Source organism: Allobosea robiniae (genome assembly GCF_900102525.1).
In the GTDB taxonomy this organism is placed as follows: Bacteria; Pseudomonadota; Alphaproteobacteria; order Rhizobiales; family Beijerinckiaceae; genus Allobosea; species Allobosea robiniae.
In genome coordinates, this window is the sequence record NZ_FNBZ01000001.1 from 666128 (window position 1) to 683632 (window position 17505).

The 17505-nt window shown below is 65.9% G+C and carries 16 protein-coding genes; 12 read left to right on the forward strand and 4 right to left on the reverse strand.

What is annotated here, in order from left to right; all coding sequences use genetic code 11:
* The first annotated feature begins 18 nt into the window (after nt 1–18).
* Both BLQ70_RS03045 and BLQ70_RS03050 read left to right on the forward strand, forming a co-directional pair.
* On the forward strand, nt 19–1614 hold the full coding sequence (locus BLQ70_RS03045) for a peptide ABC transporter substrate-binding protein (RefSeq protein WP_091855751.1): 1596 nt from the start codon (nt 19–21) through the stop codon (nt 1612–1614).
* Nucleotides 1615–1726: 112 nt separating this feature from the next.
* Nucleotides 1727–2584 (forward strand): D-amino-acid transaminase, encoded by an 858-nt coding sequence (locus BLQ70_RS03050; RefSeq protein WP_061964502.1) that lies wholly within the window; start codon nt 1727–1729, stop codon nt 2582–2584.
* Between the two features lie 121 nt (nt 2585–2705).
* On the opposite strand, the gene guaD is transcribed toward BLQ70_RS03050, so the two are convergent.
* Nucleotides 2706–4031, reverse strand: a complete 1326-nt coding sequence (gene guaD, locus BLQ70_RS03055) for a guanine deaminase (RefSeq protein ID WP_244511883.1) — start codon at nt 4029–4031, stop codon at nt 2706–2708.
* Nucleotides 4032–4148: 117 nt separating this feature from the next.
* Between guaD and xdhA the strand changes: the two genes are divergently transcribed.
* The 10 genes from xdhA (at nt 4149) to BLQ70_RS03105 (ending at nt 15886) form a co-directional block, all read left to right on the forward strand.
* The gene (xdhA, locus tag BLQ70_RS03060) at nt 4149–5639 is read left to right on the forward strand and encodes a xanthine dehydrogenase small subunit (RefSeq protein WP_091855753.1); all 1491 of its coding nucleotides are present in this window, start codon (nt 4149–4151) and stop codon (nt 5637–5639) included.
* Complete coding sequence (gene xdhB / locus BLQ70_RS03065) at nt 5632–7974, forward strand: xanthine dehydrogenase molybdopterin binding subunit (RefSeq protein ID WP_091855754.1); 2343 nt, start codon at nt 5632–5634, stop codon at nt 7972–7974. The genes xdhA and xdhB overlap by 8 nt, the downstream gene beginning before the upstream one ends.
* The gene (gene xdhC, locus BLQ70_RS03070) at nt 7971–8813 is read left to right on the forward strand and encodes a xanthine dehydrogenase accessory protein XdhC (RefSeq protein WP_091855755.1); all 843 of its coding nucleotides are present in this window, start codon (nt 7971–7973) and stop codon (nt 8811–8813) included. Before xdhB ends, xdhC begins: the two co-directional genes overlap by 4 nt.
* Nucleotides 8797–10341 (forward strand): ABC transporter ATP-binding protein, encoded by a 1545-nt coding sequence (locus BLQ70_RS03075; RefSeq protein ID WP_091855756.1) that lies wholly within the window; start codon nt 8797–8799, stop codon nt 10339–10341. Before xdhC ends, BLQ70_RS03075 begins: the two co-directional genes overlap by 17 nt.
* Nucleotides 10334–11398, forward strand: coding sequence for an ABC transporter permease (locus tag BLQ70_RS03080; protein ID WP_091855757.1), 1065 nt, complete (start codon nt 10334–10336; stop codon nt 11396–11398). Before BLQ70_RS03075 ends, BLQ70_RS03080 begins: the two co-directional genes overlap by 8 nt.
* A complete protein-coding gene (locus BLQ70_RS03085; RefSeq protein ID WP_091855758.1) occupies nt 11395–12318 on the forward strand; it encodes an ABC transporter permease in 924 nt (307 codons plus the stop codon). The genes BLQ70_RS03080 and BLQ70_RS03085 overlap by 4 nt, the downstream gene beginning before the upstream one ends.
* Before the next feature lie 31 nt (nt 12319–12349).
* Entirely contained in the window at nt 12350–13429 is a 1080-nt protein-coding gene (locus BLQ70_RS03090) for a BMP family ABC transporter substrate-binding protein (protein WP_091855759.1), read from the forward strand.
* A 320-nt stretch (nt 13430–13749) separates the two neighbouring features.
* The gene (locus tag BLQ70_RS03095; RefSeq protein ID WP_061964514.1) at nt 13750–14022 is read left to right on the forward strand and encodes an HU family DNA-binding protein; all 273 of its coding nucleotides are present in this window, start codon (nt 13750–13752) and stop codon (nt 14020–14022) included.
* 83 nt (nt 14023–14105) lie between these two features.
* Nucleotides 14106–15281 (forward strand): vWA domain-containing protein, encoded by a 1176-nt coding sequence (locus tag BLQ70_RS03100; protein WP_091855760.1) that lies wholly within the window; start codon nt 14106–14108, stop codon nt 15279–15281.
* On the forward strand, nt 15278–15886 hold the full coding sequence (locus BLQ70_RS03105) for a hypothetical protein (RefSeq protein WP_091855761.1): 609 nt from the start codon (nt 15278–15280) through the stop codon (nt 15884–15886). The genes BLQ70_RS03100 and BLQ70_RS03105 overlap by 4 nt, the downstream gene beginning before the upstream one ends.
* Nucleotides 15887–15889: 3 nt before the next feature.
* Here BLQ70_RS03105 and BLQ70_RS03110 read toward each other — a convergent pair whose 3' ends face one another.
* The 3 genes from BLQ70_RS03110 to BLQ70_RS03120 all read right to left on the reverse strand — a co-directional run bounded on the left by BLQ70_RS03110 (nt 15890) and on the right by BLQ70_RS03120 (nt 17255).
* On the reverse strand, nt 15890–16312 hold the full coding sequence (locus tag BLQ70_RS03110; protein WP_061964521.1) for a universal stress protein: 423 nt from the start codon (nt 16310–16312) through the stop codon (nt 15890–15892).
* 200 nt (nt 16313–16512) lie between these two features.
* Nucleotides 16513–16833: a 2Fe-2S iron-sulfur cluster-binding protein gene (locus tag BLQ70_RS03115; RefSeq protein ID WP_061965556.1), complete on the reverse strand. Its 321-nt coding sequence runs from the start codon at nt 16831–16833 to the stop codon at nt 16513–16515.
* 83 nt (nt 16834–16916) lie between these two features.
* Complete coding sequence (locus BLQ70_RS03120; RefSeq protein ID WP_091855762.1) at nt 16917–17255, reverse strand: Hpt domain-containing protein; 339 nt, start codon at nt 17253–17255, stop codon at nt 16917–16919.
* Between the last annotated feature and the right edge of the window lie 250 nt (nt 17256–17505).

Here is a 17505-nt window from a genome sequence, read left to right on the forward strand (position 1 = left end):
GGCTTGAGGGAGGTTGCCATGCTCGACGTCACGCGCCGCCATGCCCCTTTGGCCTTCGCTGCCATCCTGGCCGCGACCCGCGCCGCCGCCCAGGGCCGGATTGTCTTCCACCGCGGCAATGACGGCGATCCCGAGACGCTCGATCCGCACAAAACCTCCACCGTCGCCGAAGCGCATCTGCTGCGGGACCTGCGCGAGGGCCTCGTGATCCACAATATGATGGGCGAGGTCGTACCCGGCGTCGCCGAAAGCTGGACAATGAGTCCGGACGGCAAGAGCTGGCGCTTCAAGCTGCGCGGCAACGCGAAATGGTCGAACGGTGACCCGGTCAGGGCCTCGGATTTCGTCTATTCCTTCAGGCGTATCGTCAATCCGGAAACCGGCGCGAAATACGCCAACCTGCTCTTCCCGATCCGCAATGCCCAGGCGATCCACAAGGCCGCTGCCGGCTCCTCGCTGGAAACGCTCGGCGTCACCGCTCCAGACGAGAGCACGCTGGAGATCGCACTGGAGCAGCCGACGCCCTACCTGCTCGAGCTCCTGACCCATCAGAGCGCCCTGCCCGTGCACCCACCCAGCGTGGCCAAGGCGGCGCAGGAGCCCGAGCGGCCGGAGAACTGGATCACCAACGGCCCCTATATGCTCAGGGAACTGGCGCCGAACTCGCATATCCGGCTCGACCGCAACCCGCATTTCCATGCGGCCGCCGATGTGAAGATCGATACCGTGATCTTCTATCCGGCGTCCGACCTCGCAGCGGCGGTGCGGCGCTTCCAGGCCGGCGAACTGCATCTCACCACGGACATCCCCGCTGACCAGTTCAAGAGCCTGAAGGAAAAGCTCGGCGACCAGGTCCGGATCGGCCCCTATCTCGCGACCTATTTCCTGATCATCAACAGCGCCAAGCCGCCCTTCGACGACGAGCGCGTCAGGCGGGCGCTATCGCTGCAGATCGATCGCGAATTCATCGCCGACCGGATCTGGGGCGGCACGATGCTGCCGGCCTATGGCGTGATACCCCCGCATATCGGCAATTACGGCGAGCGTGCCGAACTCGATTTCCGCCACGCTTCAGTGCTCGAACGCGAAGACGAGGCCAAGCGCCTGCTCGCTTCGGCCGGCTTCGGCAGCATACCGCTTCAGGTCGAGTTCCGCTTCAACACCACCGACAACAACCGTCACACGGCCGAGGCGATCGCAGAGCAATGGCGCGCGATCGGCGTCGAGACCCGTTTCGTCCAGACCGATTTCCGCACGCATTTCGCCTATCTGCGGGATGGCGGCGATTTCGACGTCGCCCGCTATGGCTGGATCGGCGACTATTCCGACCCGCAGAACTTCCTCTTCCTGTTCGAGAGCGACAATGCCGGCTTCAACATCGGCAAGTACAGCAATCCGCAATTCGACGCGTTGATGAAGCTCGCGACCGAGGAACTCGACATCGCCCGGCGCGCCGCGATCCTGCGCGAGGCCGACAGCATCGTCATCCGCGACGAGCCGTGGATTCCGGTACTGCACTACTCAACCAAGAACCTGGTCTCGCTGAAGCTGACCGGCTTCGAGCAGAACCTGCGCGGCGCGATCCCGACGCGGTTCCTGAGCCTGAAGGCCTGAGGTCCGGCCCTGCACCAGACGCCGGGCCGTTTCCACGCCTTGAGGCTCGCAACCGGCGCCAAGCTTCGCTAGGAAGGTCCGGCGTTCCCTTCCAATCAGCGAGTCCGCATCGATGAGCCGCATCGTCTACGTCAATGGCGCCTATCTTCCCGAGGAAGAGGCCAAGATCTCCGTTTTCGACCGCGGCTTCATTTTCGGCGACGGCATCTATGAGGTTTCGGCCGTGATCGGCGGCAAGCTCGTCGATTGCGAGGCGCATCTCGCGCGCCTCGAGCGCTCCTGCGGCGAAATTCGCCTCGGCCTGCCCTGGTCGAAGGCCGAGCTCGTCGCGATCCATCAGGAGCTGATCAAGCGCAATAATCTCGATGAGGGCGGCATCTACCTGCAGGTCTCGCGCGGCGCTTCCGATCGCGATTTCCCCTTCCCGAAGGATGTCCAGCCGACGCTGGTGATGTTCACCCAGGCCCGCAACTTCGTGAATGCGCCGACAGCCAAGACCGGCATCAAGGTCGTCTCGACGCCGGACCTGCGCTGGGCCCGCCGCGACATCAAGAGCGTCAATCTGCTCGCCCCGGTGCTGGCCAAGCAGTTCGCGCTGGAAAGCGGCGCGCAGGAAGCCTGGCTCACCGAGGACGGCGTGGTGACCGAAGGCGCCTCTTCCACCGCCTGGATCGTCAAGGGCAAGACACTGATCTCGCGGCCGCTCTCCAACAAGGTGCTGCCCGGCATCACCCGCAAGGCGGTGCTGGCCTATCTCGCGGAATCCGGCTTCACCTTCGAGGAGCGCGAGTTCACGCTGGAAGAGGCGCTCGACGCCGAGGAGGCCTTCATCACCTCCGCGACCAGCCTCGTCATGCCGGTGACCACGATCGACGGCCACACGATCCATAACGGCGCGCCCGGCCCGACGGCGCTGCGCCTGCGCGAGATCTATATCGACTACGCCCGCAAGGGCGGCGTGCTCGGCTGAGGCATCGGGCCCGTTCAACGGCGTCATGCTCGCCCTTGTGGCGAGCATCTACGTCTTGGACAGCGCCCTCGATAGGCGAAGGCATGGATGGTCGGGACAAGCCCGACCATGACGGATGGCGCTAAGCGCCGCCCGAGAATGACGTGCCAGCAGCCAATTCCCCCATCACATAGGTCTCGACGACATTCCGATCGTCGCCGAGTGTGACGAGCACGAAGAGTTCCTCCGCGAGATCGCGCACCGTCTCCATGCGATGCGCCATCGCTCGCGTCGCGCCCGTATCAAGCACGACCACATCCGCCTCGCGGCCGGGCTCGAAGCTGCCGATCAGGTGATCGAGGCTGAGTGCCACCGCATTGCCGCGCGTGATCGCATGCAGGGCGCCCAAAGCCGACAGGCTTTGCCCTTGAAGCTGCAGCACCTTGTAGGCCTCGGCCATGGTCCTGAGCATCGAGTAGGAGGTGCCCCCGCCGATATCGGTCGCGACCGCGACCTTGACGCCGCGCTGCCGGGCATGCGCCCAGTCGAACAGGCCTGAACCCAGGAAGAGGTTCGAGGTCGGGCAGAACACCGCGACCGCGCCGGTGTCCGCAAAGGCCTGCCATTCATTGTGGGTCATGTGGATGCAGTGACCCATCAGGCTCTTCGGGCCGAGCAGGCCGTAGCGCCGGTAGATATCGGCATAATCAGCAGCTTCCGGATAAAGCTCGCGGGCAAAGGCAATCTCGGCTCGGTTCTCATCGATATGGGTCTGGACATGACAGTCGGGATGCTCGGCCGCCAGCCTCCCCGCCGCCGCCAGTTGCTCCGGCGTCGAGGTAATCGCGAAGCGCGGCGTGATCGCATAGAGCTGCCGGCCCTTGCCGTGCCAGCGCGCGATCAGCGCCTTGGAATCTTGATAGCTGCTCTCGGCCGTATCGGTCAGCGCTTCCGGCGCGTTGCGATCCATCATCACCTTGCCGGCGATCATGCGCGTGTTGCGGCGCTCCGATTCCGTGAAGAAGGCCTCCGCCGATTGCCGATGGACCGAACAATAGACCGCCGCCGTGGTCGTGCCGTTGGCGAGCAATTCGTCGAGAAAAAAGCGCGAGAGCTTCTCGGCATGGCCCTGCTGAGCGAGCTTCTGCTCCTCGACGAAGGTATATTTGTTCAGCCACTCCATCAATTGCGCGCCATAGGAGGCGATCACCTGGGTCTGCGGCATGTGGATATGGGCGTCTATGAAGCCCGGCATGATCAGATGCGGGCGGTGGTCGACGATCTCAGCATCGGCCGGCAGCGTCCGCAGCAGGTCCCGCGCCTCGCCAGCCGCCTTGACCAAGCCGCTCTCGATGACAAGCAGCCCGTCCTCGACATAGCGATGCGCGGCCTCGCCCGCCGTCTCCGGATCGTCGACGAACCAGAGCAGGCGGCCGCGCAAGGCGCGCAATGGAGTGGAGGTGGTCACGTCGGGCGGCTCCGGCACAATTCCACATCACATCTGCACCAAATCGAAGCTTCCGGCCAAGGCCGGATCATGCCTAATCTGCGGGCATGATTTGGCTTTGCGAGTGGAGCGAGAGGGATGCGTGAGAGCTTGCGCTTCCTGCTCGGCGACAGACTGGTCGAGATCGACCACTGCGATCCCACTTTGACGGTTCTCGACTGGCTGCGCCTCGACCGGCGCATGACCGGCACCAAGGAAGGCTGTGCCGAGGGCGATTGCGGCGCCTGTACCGTCGTCGTCGGGCGGCTAGATCGCGGGCAGCTGCGCTACGAGGCAATCAATGCCTGCATCCGCTTCCTACCGACGCTGGACGGCTGCCAGCTTCTCACAGTCGAGCATCTGAAAGGCTCCGACGGCAGCCTGCACCCGGTCCAGCAGGCGATGGTCGAGTGCCATGGCTCGCAATGCGGCTTCTGCACGCCGGGCTTCGTGATGTCGCTGCTGGCGCTCAGGCTCAACGAGGCGGAGCCGGACACAGGTCGCATAGAGGATGCGCTCGCCGGCAATCTCTGTCGCTGCACCGGCTACGAACCGATCATCGCCGCCGGCCGCCGCATGGACGAGATCGCGCCGCGCGAGGCCGATCAGTTCCTGCGGGAACGGGAGGCCGTTGCGGCGCGGCTTGCCGCCCTGGATGATGACGAGACGCTGTCCCTGCAAGGTGGAAGCCGACGCTTCTATGCACCCACGACGGTGGAGGCGCTGGCCGAACTCGTCGCCGCCCACCCACAAGCGACGCTCGTCGCCGGCGCGACCGATGTCGGGCTCTGGGTCACCAAGGCGATGAAACGCCTCGATCCGCTGATCTATCTCGGACGGGTCGAGACACTGCGCGCGATCACCGACGAAGGCGATCATCTGTGCATCGGTGCGATGGCTGGTCATATCGATGTCCGGACGGCGCTCGCCGCCCTCTCCCCTCAGCTCGACGAGTTGATGCGCCGTTTCGGCGGCGAGCAGGTGCGCAATGCCGGCACGATCGGCGGCAACATCGCCAATGGCTCGCCGATCGGCGACCTGCCGCCTGCCCTGATCGCGCTCGATGCCACGCTGGTCCTGGCAAGGCGCGGGGAAACCAGCCTCGAACGCCGTAGCATCCCGCTCGAAAGCTTCTTCATCGAATACCGCAAGCAGGACCGGCGGCCCGGAGAATTCGTCGAGGCCGTGCTGGTGCCGAAACTTGCGGACGGCATGCTGTTCCATGCCTCCAAGGTCTCGAAGCGCTTCGACGAGGATATTTCCGCCGTCTGCGGCGCCTTTCGACTGGCGTTCGGCAATGATGGGCGCATCATAGAAGCCCGCCTCGCCTATGGCGGCATGTCCGGCATCCCAAAGCGTGCGGCGGCGGCCGAAGCTGCGCTCGTCGGCCAACGTTGGGACGACAAGGCCATCGCAGCCGCCATCGCCGCTCTCCCGCAGGATTTCACGCCGCTCGACGACATGCGCGCCTCGGCGCATTATCGGCTCAAGATCGCCGGCAACCTGCTGCTGCGCTTCCTGATCGAAACGACGGAAGCTGAGACGCGAACGCGGGTCGCCGGCCTGCTGGCGGAGGTCGCCCATGGCTGACGCACGCCGCAAGCTCGATATCGGACTGGAGAGCGGGCCGGTCGGCAGCTCCCGCACCCATGATTCCGCGCCCAAGCATGTCGCGGGCGAAGCTGTTTATATCGACGACATCGCCGCGCCCGAAGGGTTGCTGCATGCCTATCTCGGCACCAGCAAGATCGCCCATGGCCGACTGCTCTCGCTCGACCTCGATGCTGTCCGCGCCGCGCCGGGTGTCGTCGCCGTGCTGACGGCGGCGGATATCCCCGGCGCCAACGATATCTCCTCGACGCATCTGCATGACGAACCGGTCTTCGCGACCGATTCCATCCTGTTCCACGGCCAGCCGCTCTTTGCCGTCGTCGCCGAGACCCGCGAGCAGGCTCGCCATGCCGCGACGTTGGCCAAGGCGGACTATGCCGAGGAAGCGCCGCTGATCGACATCGCTGCAGCGCGCGAAGCCGGGAGGAAACTCGTCACCGAACCGCTCAAGCTCGAACGGGGCGATGTCACTACCGCGCTGGCAGCGAGCCCGCGCCGGCTGAAAGGCGCGATGGCGATCGGCGGGCAGGAGCATTTCTACCTCGAAAGCCAGGTCGCGCTCGCTATCCCCGGCGAGGACGAGGATATGGCCGTGCTGGTCTCGACCCAGCATCCGAGCGAGGTTCAGCATATGGTCGCGGCCGTGCTCGGCGTCGGCTCCCATGCGGTAACGGTCGAGGTGCGGCGCATGGGCGGCGGCTTCGGCGGCAAGGAGACGCAGGCCAATCTCTTCGCCTGCATCGCCGCGCTCTGCGCCCGCAAGCTGAAGCGCCCGGTGAAGCTGCGTCCCGACCGCGACGACGACATGGCGATCACGGGAAAACGCCATGACTTCATCTGCGATTACGAGGTCGGCTTCGACGATGATGGCCGCATCCATGCGGTCGACGCCGTCTATGCGGCGCGCTGCGGCTGGAATGCCGATCTCTCCGGGCCGGTGACCGACCGCGCCCTGTTCCACATGGACAATTGCTATTTCTACCCGGCGGTGCGCGCACGTTCGGAGCCGCTCTTCACCAATACCTGCTCGAACACCGCCTTCCGTGGCTTCGGCGGGCCGCAAGGCATGGTGGGCGCCGAGCGCCTCATCGAGGAGGTCGCCTACGCGACCGGGCTCGACCCGCTGGAGGTGCGCCGGCGCAATCTCTATGGCGCGACTGATCGCAACGTCACGCCCTATCACCAGACGGTCGAGGACAATATCGCGGCGGATGTGATCGCGGAGCTCGAGCAGCGCTGCGACTATCAGACCCGCAAGGCCGCGATCCGCGAGGCCAACAGGACGAGCCCGATCGTCAAGCGCGGCATCGCGCTTACGCCTGTAAAATTCGGCATCTCCTTCACCGCGACCTGGTTCAACCAGGCCGGTGCGCTGGTGCATGTCTATACGGACGGCACGGTCGCGCTGAACCATGGCGGCACCGAGATGGGGCAAGGGCTCTATATCAAGGTGGCGCAAGTGGTGGCCCATGCCTTCGGCATCGGGCTCGACCAGATCAAGATCACGGCGACGACGACCGGCAAGGTGCCGAACACTTCGGCCACCGCCGCCTCTTCCGGCTCCGACCTCAACGGCATGGCAGCGCTCGATGCCTGCGAGACGATCAAGAAGCGATTGACCGAATTCGCAGCAAGGCACTGGCGGGTCGAGGCAGACGACATCGCCTTCCTGCCGGGCCGCGTGAAAATCGGCGCCCGCGAGATCGCCTTCAAGGAACTGGTCGCGGCCGCCTATATGGCGCGCGTCCAGCTTTCGGCGACGGGCTTCTATGCGACGCCCAAAATCCACTGGGACCGCAAGGCCGGGCGCGGCCACCCGTTCTACTATTTCGCCTATGGCGCAGCGGCGGCCGAGGTCGCAATCGACACGCTGACCGGGGAGTACAAGGTCGAGCGGGTCGATATCCTCCATGATTGCGGACGGTCGCTGAACCCGGCGATCGACAAGGGCCAGATCGAGGGCGGCTTCGTGCAGGGTATGGGCTGGCTGACGACCGAGGAACTGGTCTGGGACAAGAAGGGCCGGCTCTGGACCCATGCCCCCTCGACCTACAAGATTCCCGTCGCCTCCGACCGGCCGCGGGTCTTCAACGTGCATCTGCTGGACAACGCGCCGAACCGTGAGCCGACGATCCATCGCTCCAAGGCCGTCGGCGAGCCGCCGCTGATGCTGGCGATCTCGGTGCTGCATGCGCTGTCGGATGCAGTGGCGAGCGTCGGCGACCATCGCATCTGCCCACGCCTCGATGCACCGGCAACGCCCGAGCGCGTGCTGGAGGCTGTCGAGCGGGTCAGGGCGGAGGCAGCATCATGACCCTCGCCGCCTTCCTCGCCACCCATCAGCGCGACGGCATCGTCATCGTCCGGGTCGAGGCCGCGGAAGGCTCGACGCCGCGCGAGGCCGGGGCTTGCATGGCGGTCAGCCCGAACGCCATCGCCGGAACCATCGGCGGCGGGCAGCTCGAATTCCACTGCATCGACATCGCCCGGCACATGCTCGGCGAAGGCGCCGAGGATCAGTTACTCGATATCCCCCTCGGGCCGCAGATGGGGCAGTGCTGCGGTGGGCGGGTGCGTGTTTCGCTCCGCCATGCGGGAGCGGCCGAGATCGCCCTGTTCAGCGCCCGCGAGAAGGCCGAAGCCGCGACGCGGCCACCGGTGCTGATCTTCGGGGCCGGCCATACCGGCCGCGCGCTGGCAAAGGCACTGGCACCGCTGCCCCTCTCGGTCTCCCTGCTCGACGATCGTGACGACGTCATGAGCGGGCTGCCGGCAGCCGTCACCTGCATCCGCATGGCCGATCCCGTCGATGCGATCGCGAGCGCTCCGGCAAAAGCCGCCTTCGTCGTGCTCTCGCACAGCCATGCGCTCGACTACCGGCTGGCCGAGGCGGCGCTGGCGCGTGGCGATGCGGCCTATGTCGGCATGATCGGCTCGGCCACGAAGCGCGCCCGCTTCGAATCCGGCTTCCTGCGCGCTGGTGGTCGGCGCGAGGCTCTGGCGCGCTTGACCTGCCCGATTGGCGGCTGCGATGTGGACGACAAGCGCCCGGAGGTGATCGCGGCCTTGACGGCAGCCGAGCTGGTGCGTTGCTTGCTTGGCCGCCGGGAGCCGGCGAAAGGGAGACGGTCGCGACATGAATCAGCCGCGTGAGCAGAAGGTGCCGCCGCGGCTGGCGCTCGCCCATATTTCGAAGAGCTTTCCCGGCGTCAAAGCCAATGAAGACATCAGCCTGAGCGTCAAGCCGGGCGAAATCCACGCGCTGCTTGGCGAGAACGGCGCCGGCAAGTCGACGCTGGTCAAAATCATCTACGGCGTCCAGCAGGCCGACGAGGGCGCCATCTCCTGGAACGGCTCGCCCGTTTCGATCCCCTCGCCCAAGGCGGCGCGCAAGCTCGGCATCGGCATGGTCTTCCAGCATTTCTCGCTGTTCGACGCGATGACGGTGATCGAGAATATCGCGCTCGGGCTCGACGAGGCGGTCGATCGCGAGGAGCTGAAGCAACGCGTCGCAGCGATCCTGCAATCCTATTCGCTACCGCTCGATCCGGAGCGCGAGGTTCATACGCTCTCGGTCGGCGAGCGCCAGCGCATCGAGATCGTGCGCTGCCTGCTGCAGAAGCCGAAGCTCCTGATCATGGACGAGCCGACCTCGGTCCTGACGCCGCAGGAGGTCGAGCGCCTGTTCGCGACGCTCAGGCAGATCGCGGCCGAGGGCTGCTCGATCCTCTACATCTCGCACAAGCTGCACGAGATCAAAGCACTGTGCGACAGCGCCACCATTCTGCGCGGCGGGCGCGTCGTCGCGACCTGCGACCCCAAGGTCGAGACAACCAAGCGCATGGCCGAGCTGATGATCGGCGCGGAACTGCGCAAGATCGAGCACGGCAAGGCGGCTGGCTCCGGCGCCGTCCGGCTGGAGGTCAAAGGACTGTCGCTGCCGGGTGAGCCCCCCTTCGGCACGGATCTGGAGAGCGTTTCCTTCGAAGCCCGGGCCGGCGAGATTCTTGGGATCGCCGGTGTCGCCGGCAATGGACAGGCGGAGTTGCTGACCGCCCTCTCGGGCGAGCAACTCGCGGCCGGCTCGGAGGCAATCAAACTCGACGGCAAACCCGTTGGTCTTGAGGGCGCCGGCACACGCCGGACGCTCGGCCTCGCCTGCGTGCCCGAGGAGCGCAACGGCCACGCTGCCGTGCCGGATTTCTCGCTCGCCGATAACGGGATCCTCACGGCGCGTCACCGGCTCCCGCTGGCGCCGCACGGCTTCATCAGCCGCAGCAGCGTGAAACGCTTTGCAGATGGCGTCATCAAGCTCTTCGACGTCCGGACCACCGGCAACGCCGCGCTCGCCCGCTCGCTCTCGGGCGGCAATTTGCAGAAATTCATCATGGGTCGCGAAATCGGCCAGCAGCCGGCCGTTCTTGTCGTCTCGCAGCCGACCTGGGGCGTCGATGCCGGTGCTGCCGCCGCGATCCGACAGGAACTCGTCGACCTCGCGGCCAAGGGCTCGGCCGTGGTGGTGATCTCGCAGGATCTCGACGAATTGCTGGAGCTCGCCGACCGGCTCTGCGTCATCAACGAGGGACGGTTGTCAGCGCCGCGACCGGTCGCGAGCCTCGGCATCGACGAGATCGGCCTGATGATGGGCGGCGTCCATGGCGCGGAGGCAGCCCATGCTTGAATGGCGCCGCCGCCGCGAGCCCAGCCTGCTGATGCTGGGCCTGAGCCCACTGATCGCGATCGGGCTCACCATGCTCATCGGCATGATCGTCTTCACCGCCATGGGCTATGACGGCTTCCACGCGGTCGGCAGCATCTTCCTGACCCCCTTCCTGGAGCCGCAACGCTGGGGCGATATCGGGGTCAAGGGCGCGCCGCTCGTCATGATCGCACTCGGGCTCGCCATCGGCTTCCGAGCCAATGTCTGGAATATCGGCGCCGAGGGGCAATACGTCATGGGCGCCATCGCCGGCACCGGCGTCGCCCTCCTGACCTATGACATGACGGGATGGTGGATTCTGCCCGCCATGGCATTGGCCGGCATCCTCGGCGGCATGGCCTGGGCCGCGATCCCGGCTTTCCTGCGCGTCAAGCTGCAGGTCAGCGAGATCCTGACCAGCCTGATGCTGACCTATGTCGCCGTGCAGTTGCTGTACTTCCTCGTGCGCGGGCCGTGGAAGGATCCGGGCGGCTTCAATTTCCCGCAGACGCGGATGTTCACGGCCGATCAGACGCTGCCGACAGTGCTGGAAGGAACGTTGGTCCATCTCGGCATCCCAGCCGCGCTGGTGCTCGCGATCATCGCCTGGTTGCTGATGGAGAAGACCACGGCAGGCTACGCGATCAAGGTCGTCGGCCTGGCACCCGCAGCCGCACGTCATGGCGGTTTCAGCGCGGCGCGCACGACCTGGGCGACCATGCTGGTCAGCGGCGCGCTCGCCGGCCTCGCCGGCCTGTTCGAGGCGGCCGGTCCGTTCGGGCAGCTCACGCCGCAATTCCCGGTTGGCTATGGGTTCACCGCGATCATCGTCGCCTTCCTCGGCCGGCTGAACCCGCTCGGCATCGTCTTCGGCGGCATCGTGCTGGCGGGAACCTATGTCGGCGGCGAGATCGCGCAATCGACGGTGAGGCTGCCGCAGGCCGCGACCGGCCTGTTCCAGGCAACGCTGTTGTTCATGCTGCTGGCAACCGACGTGCTCGTGCGTTGGCGTATCGGTTTCAAGCGGAGAGCGGCATGACCTCCGCCATGTTCATCTCCATCCTGATGACGCTGATCGCGGCTTCGACGCCGCTGCTGCTCGCATCGCTCGGCGAGCTCGTCGCAGAGAAGGCCGGCGTGCTCAATCTCGGCGTCGAGGGCATGATGTTGTGCGGCGCGGTCGCTGGCTTCGCGGTCGCCTTCTCGACCGGCAGCACCGGTATCGGGTTGGTCGCGGCGGCTTTCGCAGGCGTCGCGGCCTCGATGGTCTTCGCGGTGCTCGCGCTCTCGCTGATGGCCAACCAGGTCGCCACGGGGCTCGCGCTGACGATCTTCGGCATCGGCGCCTCCTCGCTGATCGGCGCGGGCTTCGTCGGGCGCACCGTGACGCGGCTTCAGCCGGTGTTTCCGGAAGCGCTGTCGGAACATCCGCTGCTGCGGGTGATCTTCGGACACGACATCCTCGTCTATCTCTCACTTGCGCTCGTTGCAGCCGTGAGCTGGTTCCTGCGCCGGACGCGGCCGGGCCTGATCCTGCGCGCCATCGGCGAGAACGACGCCTCGGCCCATGCGATCGGCTATCCCGTGATCGCCATCCGCTACGGCGCCATCGCCTTCGGTGGCGCCTTGGCAGGTCTCGGCGGCGCCTATTTCTCGCTGGCACTGACGCCGATGTGGGCGGACCGGCTGACGGCGGGCCGCGGCTGGATCGCACTTGCGCTCGTCGTCTTCTCGGCCTGGAAACCGGGGCGGCTCCTGCTCGGCGCCTACCTCTTCGGCGCCGTCATGACGCTCGAATTGCAGGCCAAGGCGGCCGGCGTCAGCTGGCTTGCACCCGAGGTTCTGGCGATGGCCCCCTACCTTGCGACGATTGCGGTTCTGACCATGATGTCGCTAGGACGAAAGACCGGCCGGCTCGACGCGCCCGCCTGCCTCGGCAAACCCTTCTCGGCGTCCTGACGCCGCAACCGACAACGGGGAGTTTTAGGACATGACCAGCATCATCACCCGCCGCAAGCTGACATTCGGCGCCGCCGCCGCCTCGACCCTGCCGCTGCTCGGCCGCGGCGCCTCGGCGCAGGCCCCGCTCGGCGTCGGCTTCATCTATGTCGGCCCGATCGGCGACCACGGCTATACCTGGACGCATGACCAGGGCCGGCTGGCGCTGGAGAAGGAATACGGCACCAAGATCAAGACCAGCTTCATCGAGAACGTCGCCGAGGGTCCGGACGCCGCCCGCGCGCTGCGCCAGCTCGCCCAGGCCGGCAACCAGCTGATCTTCGCGACCTCCTTCGGCTTCATGAACCCGACGATCCAGGTCGCCAAGCAATTCCCGAAGATCAAGTTCGAGCATGCCACCGGCTATATGCGCGCCGAGAACGTCGCGACCTACGATGCGCGCTTCTACGAGGGCCGCGCCGTGATCGGCACCATCGCCGGACACATGTCGAAGACCGGACAAGCCGGCTACGTCGCCTCCTTCCCGATTCCGGAAGTCGTGATGGGCATCAACGCTTTCCATCTCGCCGCCCGCAAGGTGAACCCGAACTTCAAGACCAAGGTCGTCTGGTGCTCGACCTGGTACGATCCGGCCAAGGAGGCCGACGCCGCCAAGGCGCTGATCGACCAGGGCGCCGACATGATCACCCAGCACACCGATTCCGCCGCTCCGCTCCAGGCGGCCGAGCAGCGCGGCGTCTTCGCCTTCGGCCAGGCCTCCGACATGAAGTCCTTCGCGCCCAAGGCCCATCTTTCGGCCATCGTCGACGACTGGTCGGGCTACTACATCAAGCGCGTCAAGGAGGTCATGGACGGCAATTGGAAGAGCGGCGCGGTCTGGGGCGGCATCAAGGACGGCTTCGTCAAGCTAGCCCCGTATAACGATGCGATCACGCCGGCCGCCCGCGCCGCCGCCGACGAGGTCACCAAGGCCATCGTCGCCGGCACGCTCCACCCCTTCACCGGCGAGCTCAAGGACCAGAAGGGTGAAGTCCGCCTGAAGGCCGGCGAGAAGGCCAGCGACGAGATGCTTTCGAAGATGGACTGGTACGTCGACGGCATCCAGGCCTGACGATGAATTCTCGCTGCGGCGGGCTGCTCGCGCCGCCGCAGCGATTCGCCGGCTCTATCCGCCTGACGCTCCGTCAACCCACCCCGTTAACCTGTTTTCGTTCTCAACTGGGCCGTTACCGGCCTGAAACCGATGGAACGAAGGCGTTTCCTGTGCGTATCTACCGCCGCGGCCATCGTCTTTCCGCGGTAACCGTGGCAACTGCGTGAGTTGCGCGCCGCGAATGGCATCCATGTGTCGCGGTCGCTCGTGTCGGAAACGAGCATGAACGGCCGTCATCCAGCACGCGACGCCTGAACCACCTTCTCTAGGAGGAATTCATGACCAAGAACGAACTGATCGCCGCCATTGCCGAAGAGACCGGCAAGACCAAGGCCGACGTCTCGGCCATCCTGGCCTCTCTCGGCGCGACCGTCGCCAAGTCCCTCAAAAAGGGCGACGACGTCACGCTCGGCGGCATCGGCAAGCTCTCCGCCGCCAAGCGCGAGGCCCGCGAGGCCCGCAACCCCTCGACCGGCGCGACCATCAAGGTGCCCGCCAAGACCGTCGTGAAGTTCAAGGTCACCAAGGACCTCGCCGACGCGGTGGCGTAAGGCCATCATCGGGCTCAGGCAGCGTTCGCGCATGAAACGTGGACGCTGCTTGACCCTGCGCCCCATGCCCTCACATTAGCGGCATGTTTCTCCGTCTCTTCACCGATCTGCGCGCCGCCAAGGTCCCGGTGACCTTGCGCGAGTACCTGACGCTGCTCGAAGGGGTGGAGGCCGATCTGGCCGAACACAGGGTCGACGAGTTCTACTATCTCGCCCGCGCCACGCTGGTGAAGGACGAGCGCCATCTCGACAAGTTCGACCGCGTCTTCGCCCAGGTTTTCAAGGGCATGGAGACGCTGCAGCAGGCGATCGAGGAAGCCGGCATTCCCGAGGAATGGCTGCGCAAGCTCGCCGAGAAATTCCTGACCGACGAAGAGAAAGCCCAGATCGATGCGATGGGCTGGGAGAAGCTCTGGGAGACGCTGAAACAGCGGCTCGACGAGCAGAAGGGCCGCCATCAGGGCGGCAACAAGTGGATCGGCACCGCCGGCACCTCGCCCTATGGCGCCTATGGCTACAATCCCGAAGGCATCCGCATCGGCCAGGACAAGAACCGCAATTTCCGGGCGGTGAAGGTCTGGGACAAGCGCGAGTTCAAGGATTTCGACGACACGCGCGAACTCGGCGTTCGCAACATGCGGATCGCGCTCAGGCGCCTGCGCCGCTTCGCACGCACCGGCGCGGCCGAGGAACTCGACCTCGACAACACCATTTCCGAGACCGCCCGGCACGGCTACCTCGACGTGAAGCTTCGCCCCGAGCGCCGCAACGCGGTCAAGGTGCTGCTCTTCCTCGATGTTGGCGGCTCGATGGACTGGCATATCGAATTGGCCGAGGAGCTGTTCTCGGCGGCGCGGGCCGAGTTCAAGCATTTCGAGCATTTCTACTTCCATAACTGCCCCTATGAGCGGGTCTGGAAGGAGAACCGCCGGCGCCACGACCAGCAGATCGCGACCTGGGACGTGCTCAGGACCTATCCCTCCGACTACCGGCTCGTCTTCGTCGGCGATGCCTCGATGAGCCCCTACGAGATCGCGATGCCCGGCGGCTCCGTCGAGCACTGGAACGAGGAGGCCGGCGAGGTCTGGATGGAGCGTCTGGCGACCAAATTCCCGAAATCGGTCTGGCTCAATCCGGTGCAGCAGAACCTCTGGAACTACACCCAGTCGATCCGCCAGATCGGCGGTTTGATGGGCGGGCGCATGTTCCCGTTGACGCTCGACGGACTGGATGGCGCGATGAAGGTTCTGGCACGGTGACGAAAGCGATCATGGACGAGGACGATGACGGCCCCGCCCCGAGCTGGCGCCAGCGCCCCAAGCCGGTGGGCTTCGAGATCGCCTACAAGCTCGACGGCGACACCCTCGAGGTCGATCGGACGCGCCGGGTCGACAGCATCCGTCTGAGCGCGGTCGAGCAGGTCCGCTTCGTCTATGCGCCCGGCAATATCTCGTCGAAGGGCTACAAGACGCAACTCCGGCTCAGCGACGGCCGCACCGTGACCTTCGGCAACCTGTCCTGGCGTTCGCTCACCGATCTCGACCGCGACGATCCGCGCTATCGCCGCTTCGTCACCGCGCTGTCGGCCGCGATCGCGCGGGCCAATCCGCGCGCGCGCTTCGTCGCCGGACGACCCAGGCCGATCTGGCTCGGCGTCGCCGCCCTCGGCGCGCTGTCGATGCTGATGCTCGCGGCCTTCACGCTGCGCGCCTTCCAGCAGGGCGCGAACAGTGCCGGGCTGCTCGGCATCCTGCTGATCGCCGCCTCGTTCTGGCAGGTCTGGCCGCTGGTCAGTCTCAACCGGCCGCGCGAACTCGCGACCGGCGAGGTGCCCGACAGCCTCGTCCCGGGTGGGACGAGCTGAGGTTCAGCGGACGACCAGCACCGAGCATTTCGCCCGGCGCACGATAGCCGAGGCGTTCGAGCCGATGACATAGGCGAGCATGCCGGGCTCATGCGAGCCTATGACGATGAGATCGGCGCCGCTGGCGTCGGCCTCTGCCAGCACCTCGCCATGGACGGAGCCGATCAGGACCTTGGCCGAGACCTGCTCGGCGGGAAGATCGACCTTCGCTGCGATCTCGGCGAGCTTCGCCTCGGCATCTTCCTGCTGCTCGGAATCGAAATCAGCCGGCACGAACTCCATGTAGGTGACCGGGATGAGCGAGCGGACATAGACCAGACGCAGCCGCCCGCCCGAAGCCTTCGCGAAGGAGACGGCCGCTGCGAGCGCCGGCTGGGCAAGCTCGGCTTCGGCGAGATCTACGGGGACCATGATCGACCTGTACATCGCATCCTCCTAGGCATCGGACCGAAAAATGGGCGCCACTTTTCGGGAGTCCGGATGATATCACAAATGCCTGGATCGCTGTTGCCGCGCCCGGTGGAATGCGCGCCGATCCAGACGGGTGTGCAACCATCATGGAGTTTGCCAGCATCGGCGCCATGATCCAGCGCAAAATGCCGGATGCGGTGCGATGCCGCGCGGGTCTAGCCCTGGCGCTCGGGCGTACGGACGATCAGCCCGTCGAGATCGTCGCGGATGCGGATCTGACAGGAGAGGCGCGAATTCGGGCGAACGTCGAAGGCGAAGTCCAGCATATCCTCCTCCATCGGCTCGGCAGGGCCGACCGCCGCGGTCCAGGCATCGTCGACATAGACATGGCAGGTGGCGCAGGCGCAGGCGCCGCCGCATTCCGCCTCGATGCCGGGAACCGCGTTGCGGATCGCCGTCTCCATCACGGTCGAGCCGGTTTCGGCCTCGACGGTGCGGCTCTCTCCATGAGCGTCGATGAAGGTGATGTTAGGCATGGGAAACTCCGGCGGCGCGATCTCCGGCACCGCTTAGAGCATTTCAAAGCGGCACGGAACGGGTTTTCCCGCCGCAGCCGTGCTCAGGCGGCGCAATCGGAGCGTGCGATCACCGCCCTCGCCTCGGCCGCCGCGAGGGCGAGCGCATCGAGAGCGCTTTCGCTCGCCTTCTGCTCCGGCCCGGCAAGACCCTCCTCGATGCGGTCGGCAGCCTCGGCGACCTGCCAGGCACCGACGGCGCGCGCCGCACCCTTCAGGCTGTGGGCGGCATCCATCCGCATCTGCCGGTCGGTGCTGCCGTGGATGGCTCGCAGATGGACGACGCATTGCTGGGCGAAGAGCACCAGCAATTCGCGCTCCAACTCGTGATCGCCTGCGGTCTGGCGGGAGAGATAGGCGAAATCGATGGCCTTCTCGGTCATGTCAGGAACTCTTCGACATCGGTCATCAAATGGCCGCACGGGCCGGTCTCATGCCCTTCAGGAAGCGCCCGGATGGTGAACGAGGCGTTAACGACGTTTGTGAATCGCGTGGTCAAATGGGTTTCCAAGGGTCCAGGGGTCCACTACCCTTCCAATTGGTAAATGATGGGCGCAGTGTCTCCGTTCACCCGGCCAGAGGCGGCATGGGGCGACGGTGGTCATCGTACGCGCCCATCGTCAGTAGCGTGAC

Excerpts from the sequence above, each read along its gene's own strand:
- BLQ70_RS03115 (WP_061965556.1), bottom strand. The coding sequence starts at position 16,833 with ATGCCTAACATCACCTTCATCGACGCTCATGGAGAGAGCCGCACCGTC.
- BLQ70_RS03050 (WP_061964502.1), top strand. The coding sequence starts at position 1,727 with ATGAGCCGCATCGTCTACGTCAATGGCGCCTATCTTCCCGAGGAAGAG.
- BLQ70_RS03110 (WP_061964521.1), bottom strand. The coding sequence starts at position 16,312 with ATGTACAGGTCGATCATGGTCCCCGTAGATCTCGCCGAAGCCGAGCTT.
- BLQ70_RS03100 (WP_091855760.1), top strand. The coding sequence starts at position 14,106 with ATGTTTCTCCGTCTCTTCACCGATCTGCGCGCCGCCAAGGTCCCGGTG.
- BLQ70_RS03095 (WP_061964514.1), top strand. The coding sequence starts at position 13,750 with ATGACCAAGAACGAACTGATCGCCGCCATTGCCGAAGAGACCGGCAAG.
- BLQ70_RS03075 (WP_091855756.1), top strand. The coding sequence starts at position 8,797 with ATGAATCAGCCGCGTGAGCAGAAGGTGCCGCCGCGGCTGGCGCTCGCC.
- BLQ70_RS03090 (WP_091855759.1), top strand. The coding sequence starts at position 12,350 with ATGACCAGCATCATCACCCGCCGCAAGCTGACATTCGGCGCCGCCGCC.
- xdhB (WP_091855754.1), top strand. The coding sequence starts at position 5,632 with ATGGCTGACGCACGCCGCAAGCTCGATATCGGACTGGAGAGCGGGCCG.
- BLQ70_RS03085 (WP_091855758.1), top strand. The coding sequence starts at position 11,395 with ATGACCTCCGCCATGTTCATCTCCATCCTGATGACGCTGATCGCGGCT.
- BLQ70_RS03045 (WP_091855751.1), top strand. The coding sequence starts at position 19 with ATGCTCGACGTCACGCGCCGCCATGCCCCTTTGGCCTTCGCTGCCATC.
- xdhA (WP_091855753.1), top strand. The coding sequence starts at position 4,149 with ATGCGTGAGAGCTTGCGCTTCCTGCTCGGCGACAGACTGGTCGAGATC.
- BLQ70_RS03080 (WP_091855757.1), top strand. The coding sequence starts at position 10,334 with ATGCTTGAATGGCGCCGCCGCCGCGAGCCCAGCCTGCTGATGCTGGGC.
- xdhC (WP_091855755.1), top strand. The coding sequence starts at position 7,971 with ATGACCCTCGCCGCCTTCCTCGCCACCCATCAGCGCGACGGCATCGTC.
- BLQ70_RS03120 (WP_091855762.1), bottom strand. The coding sequence starts at position 17,255 with ATGACCGAGAAGGCCATCGATTTCGCCTATCTCTCCCGCCAGACCGCA.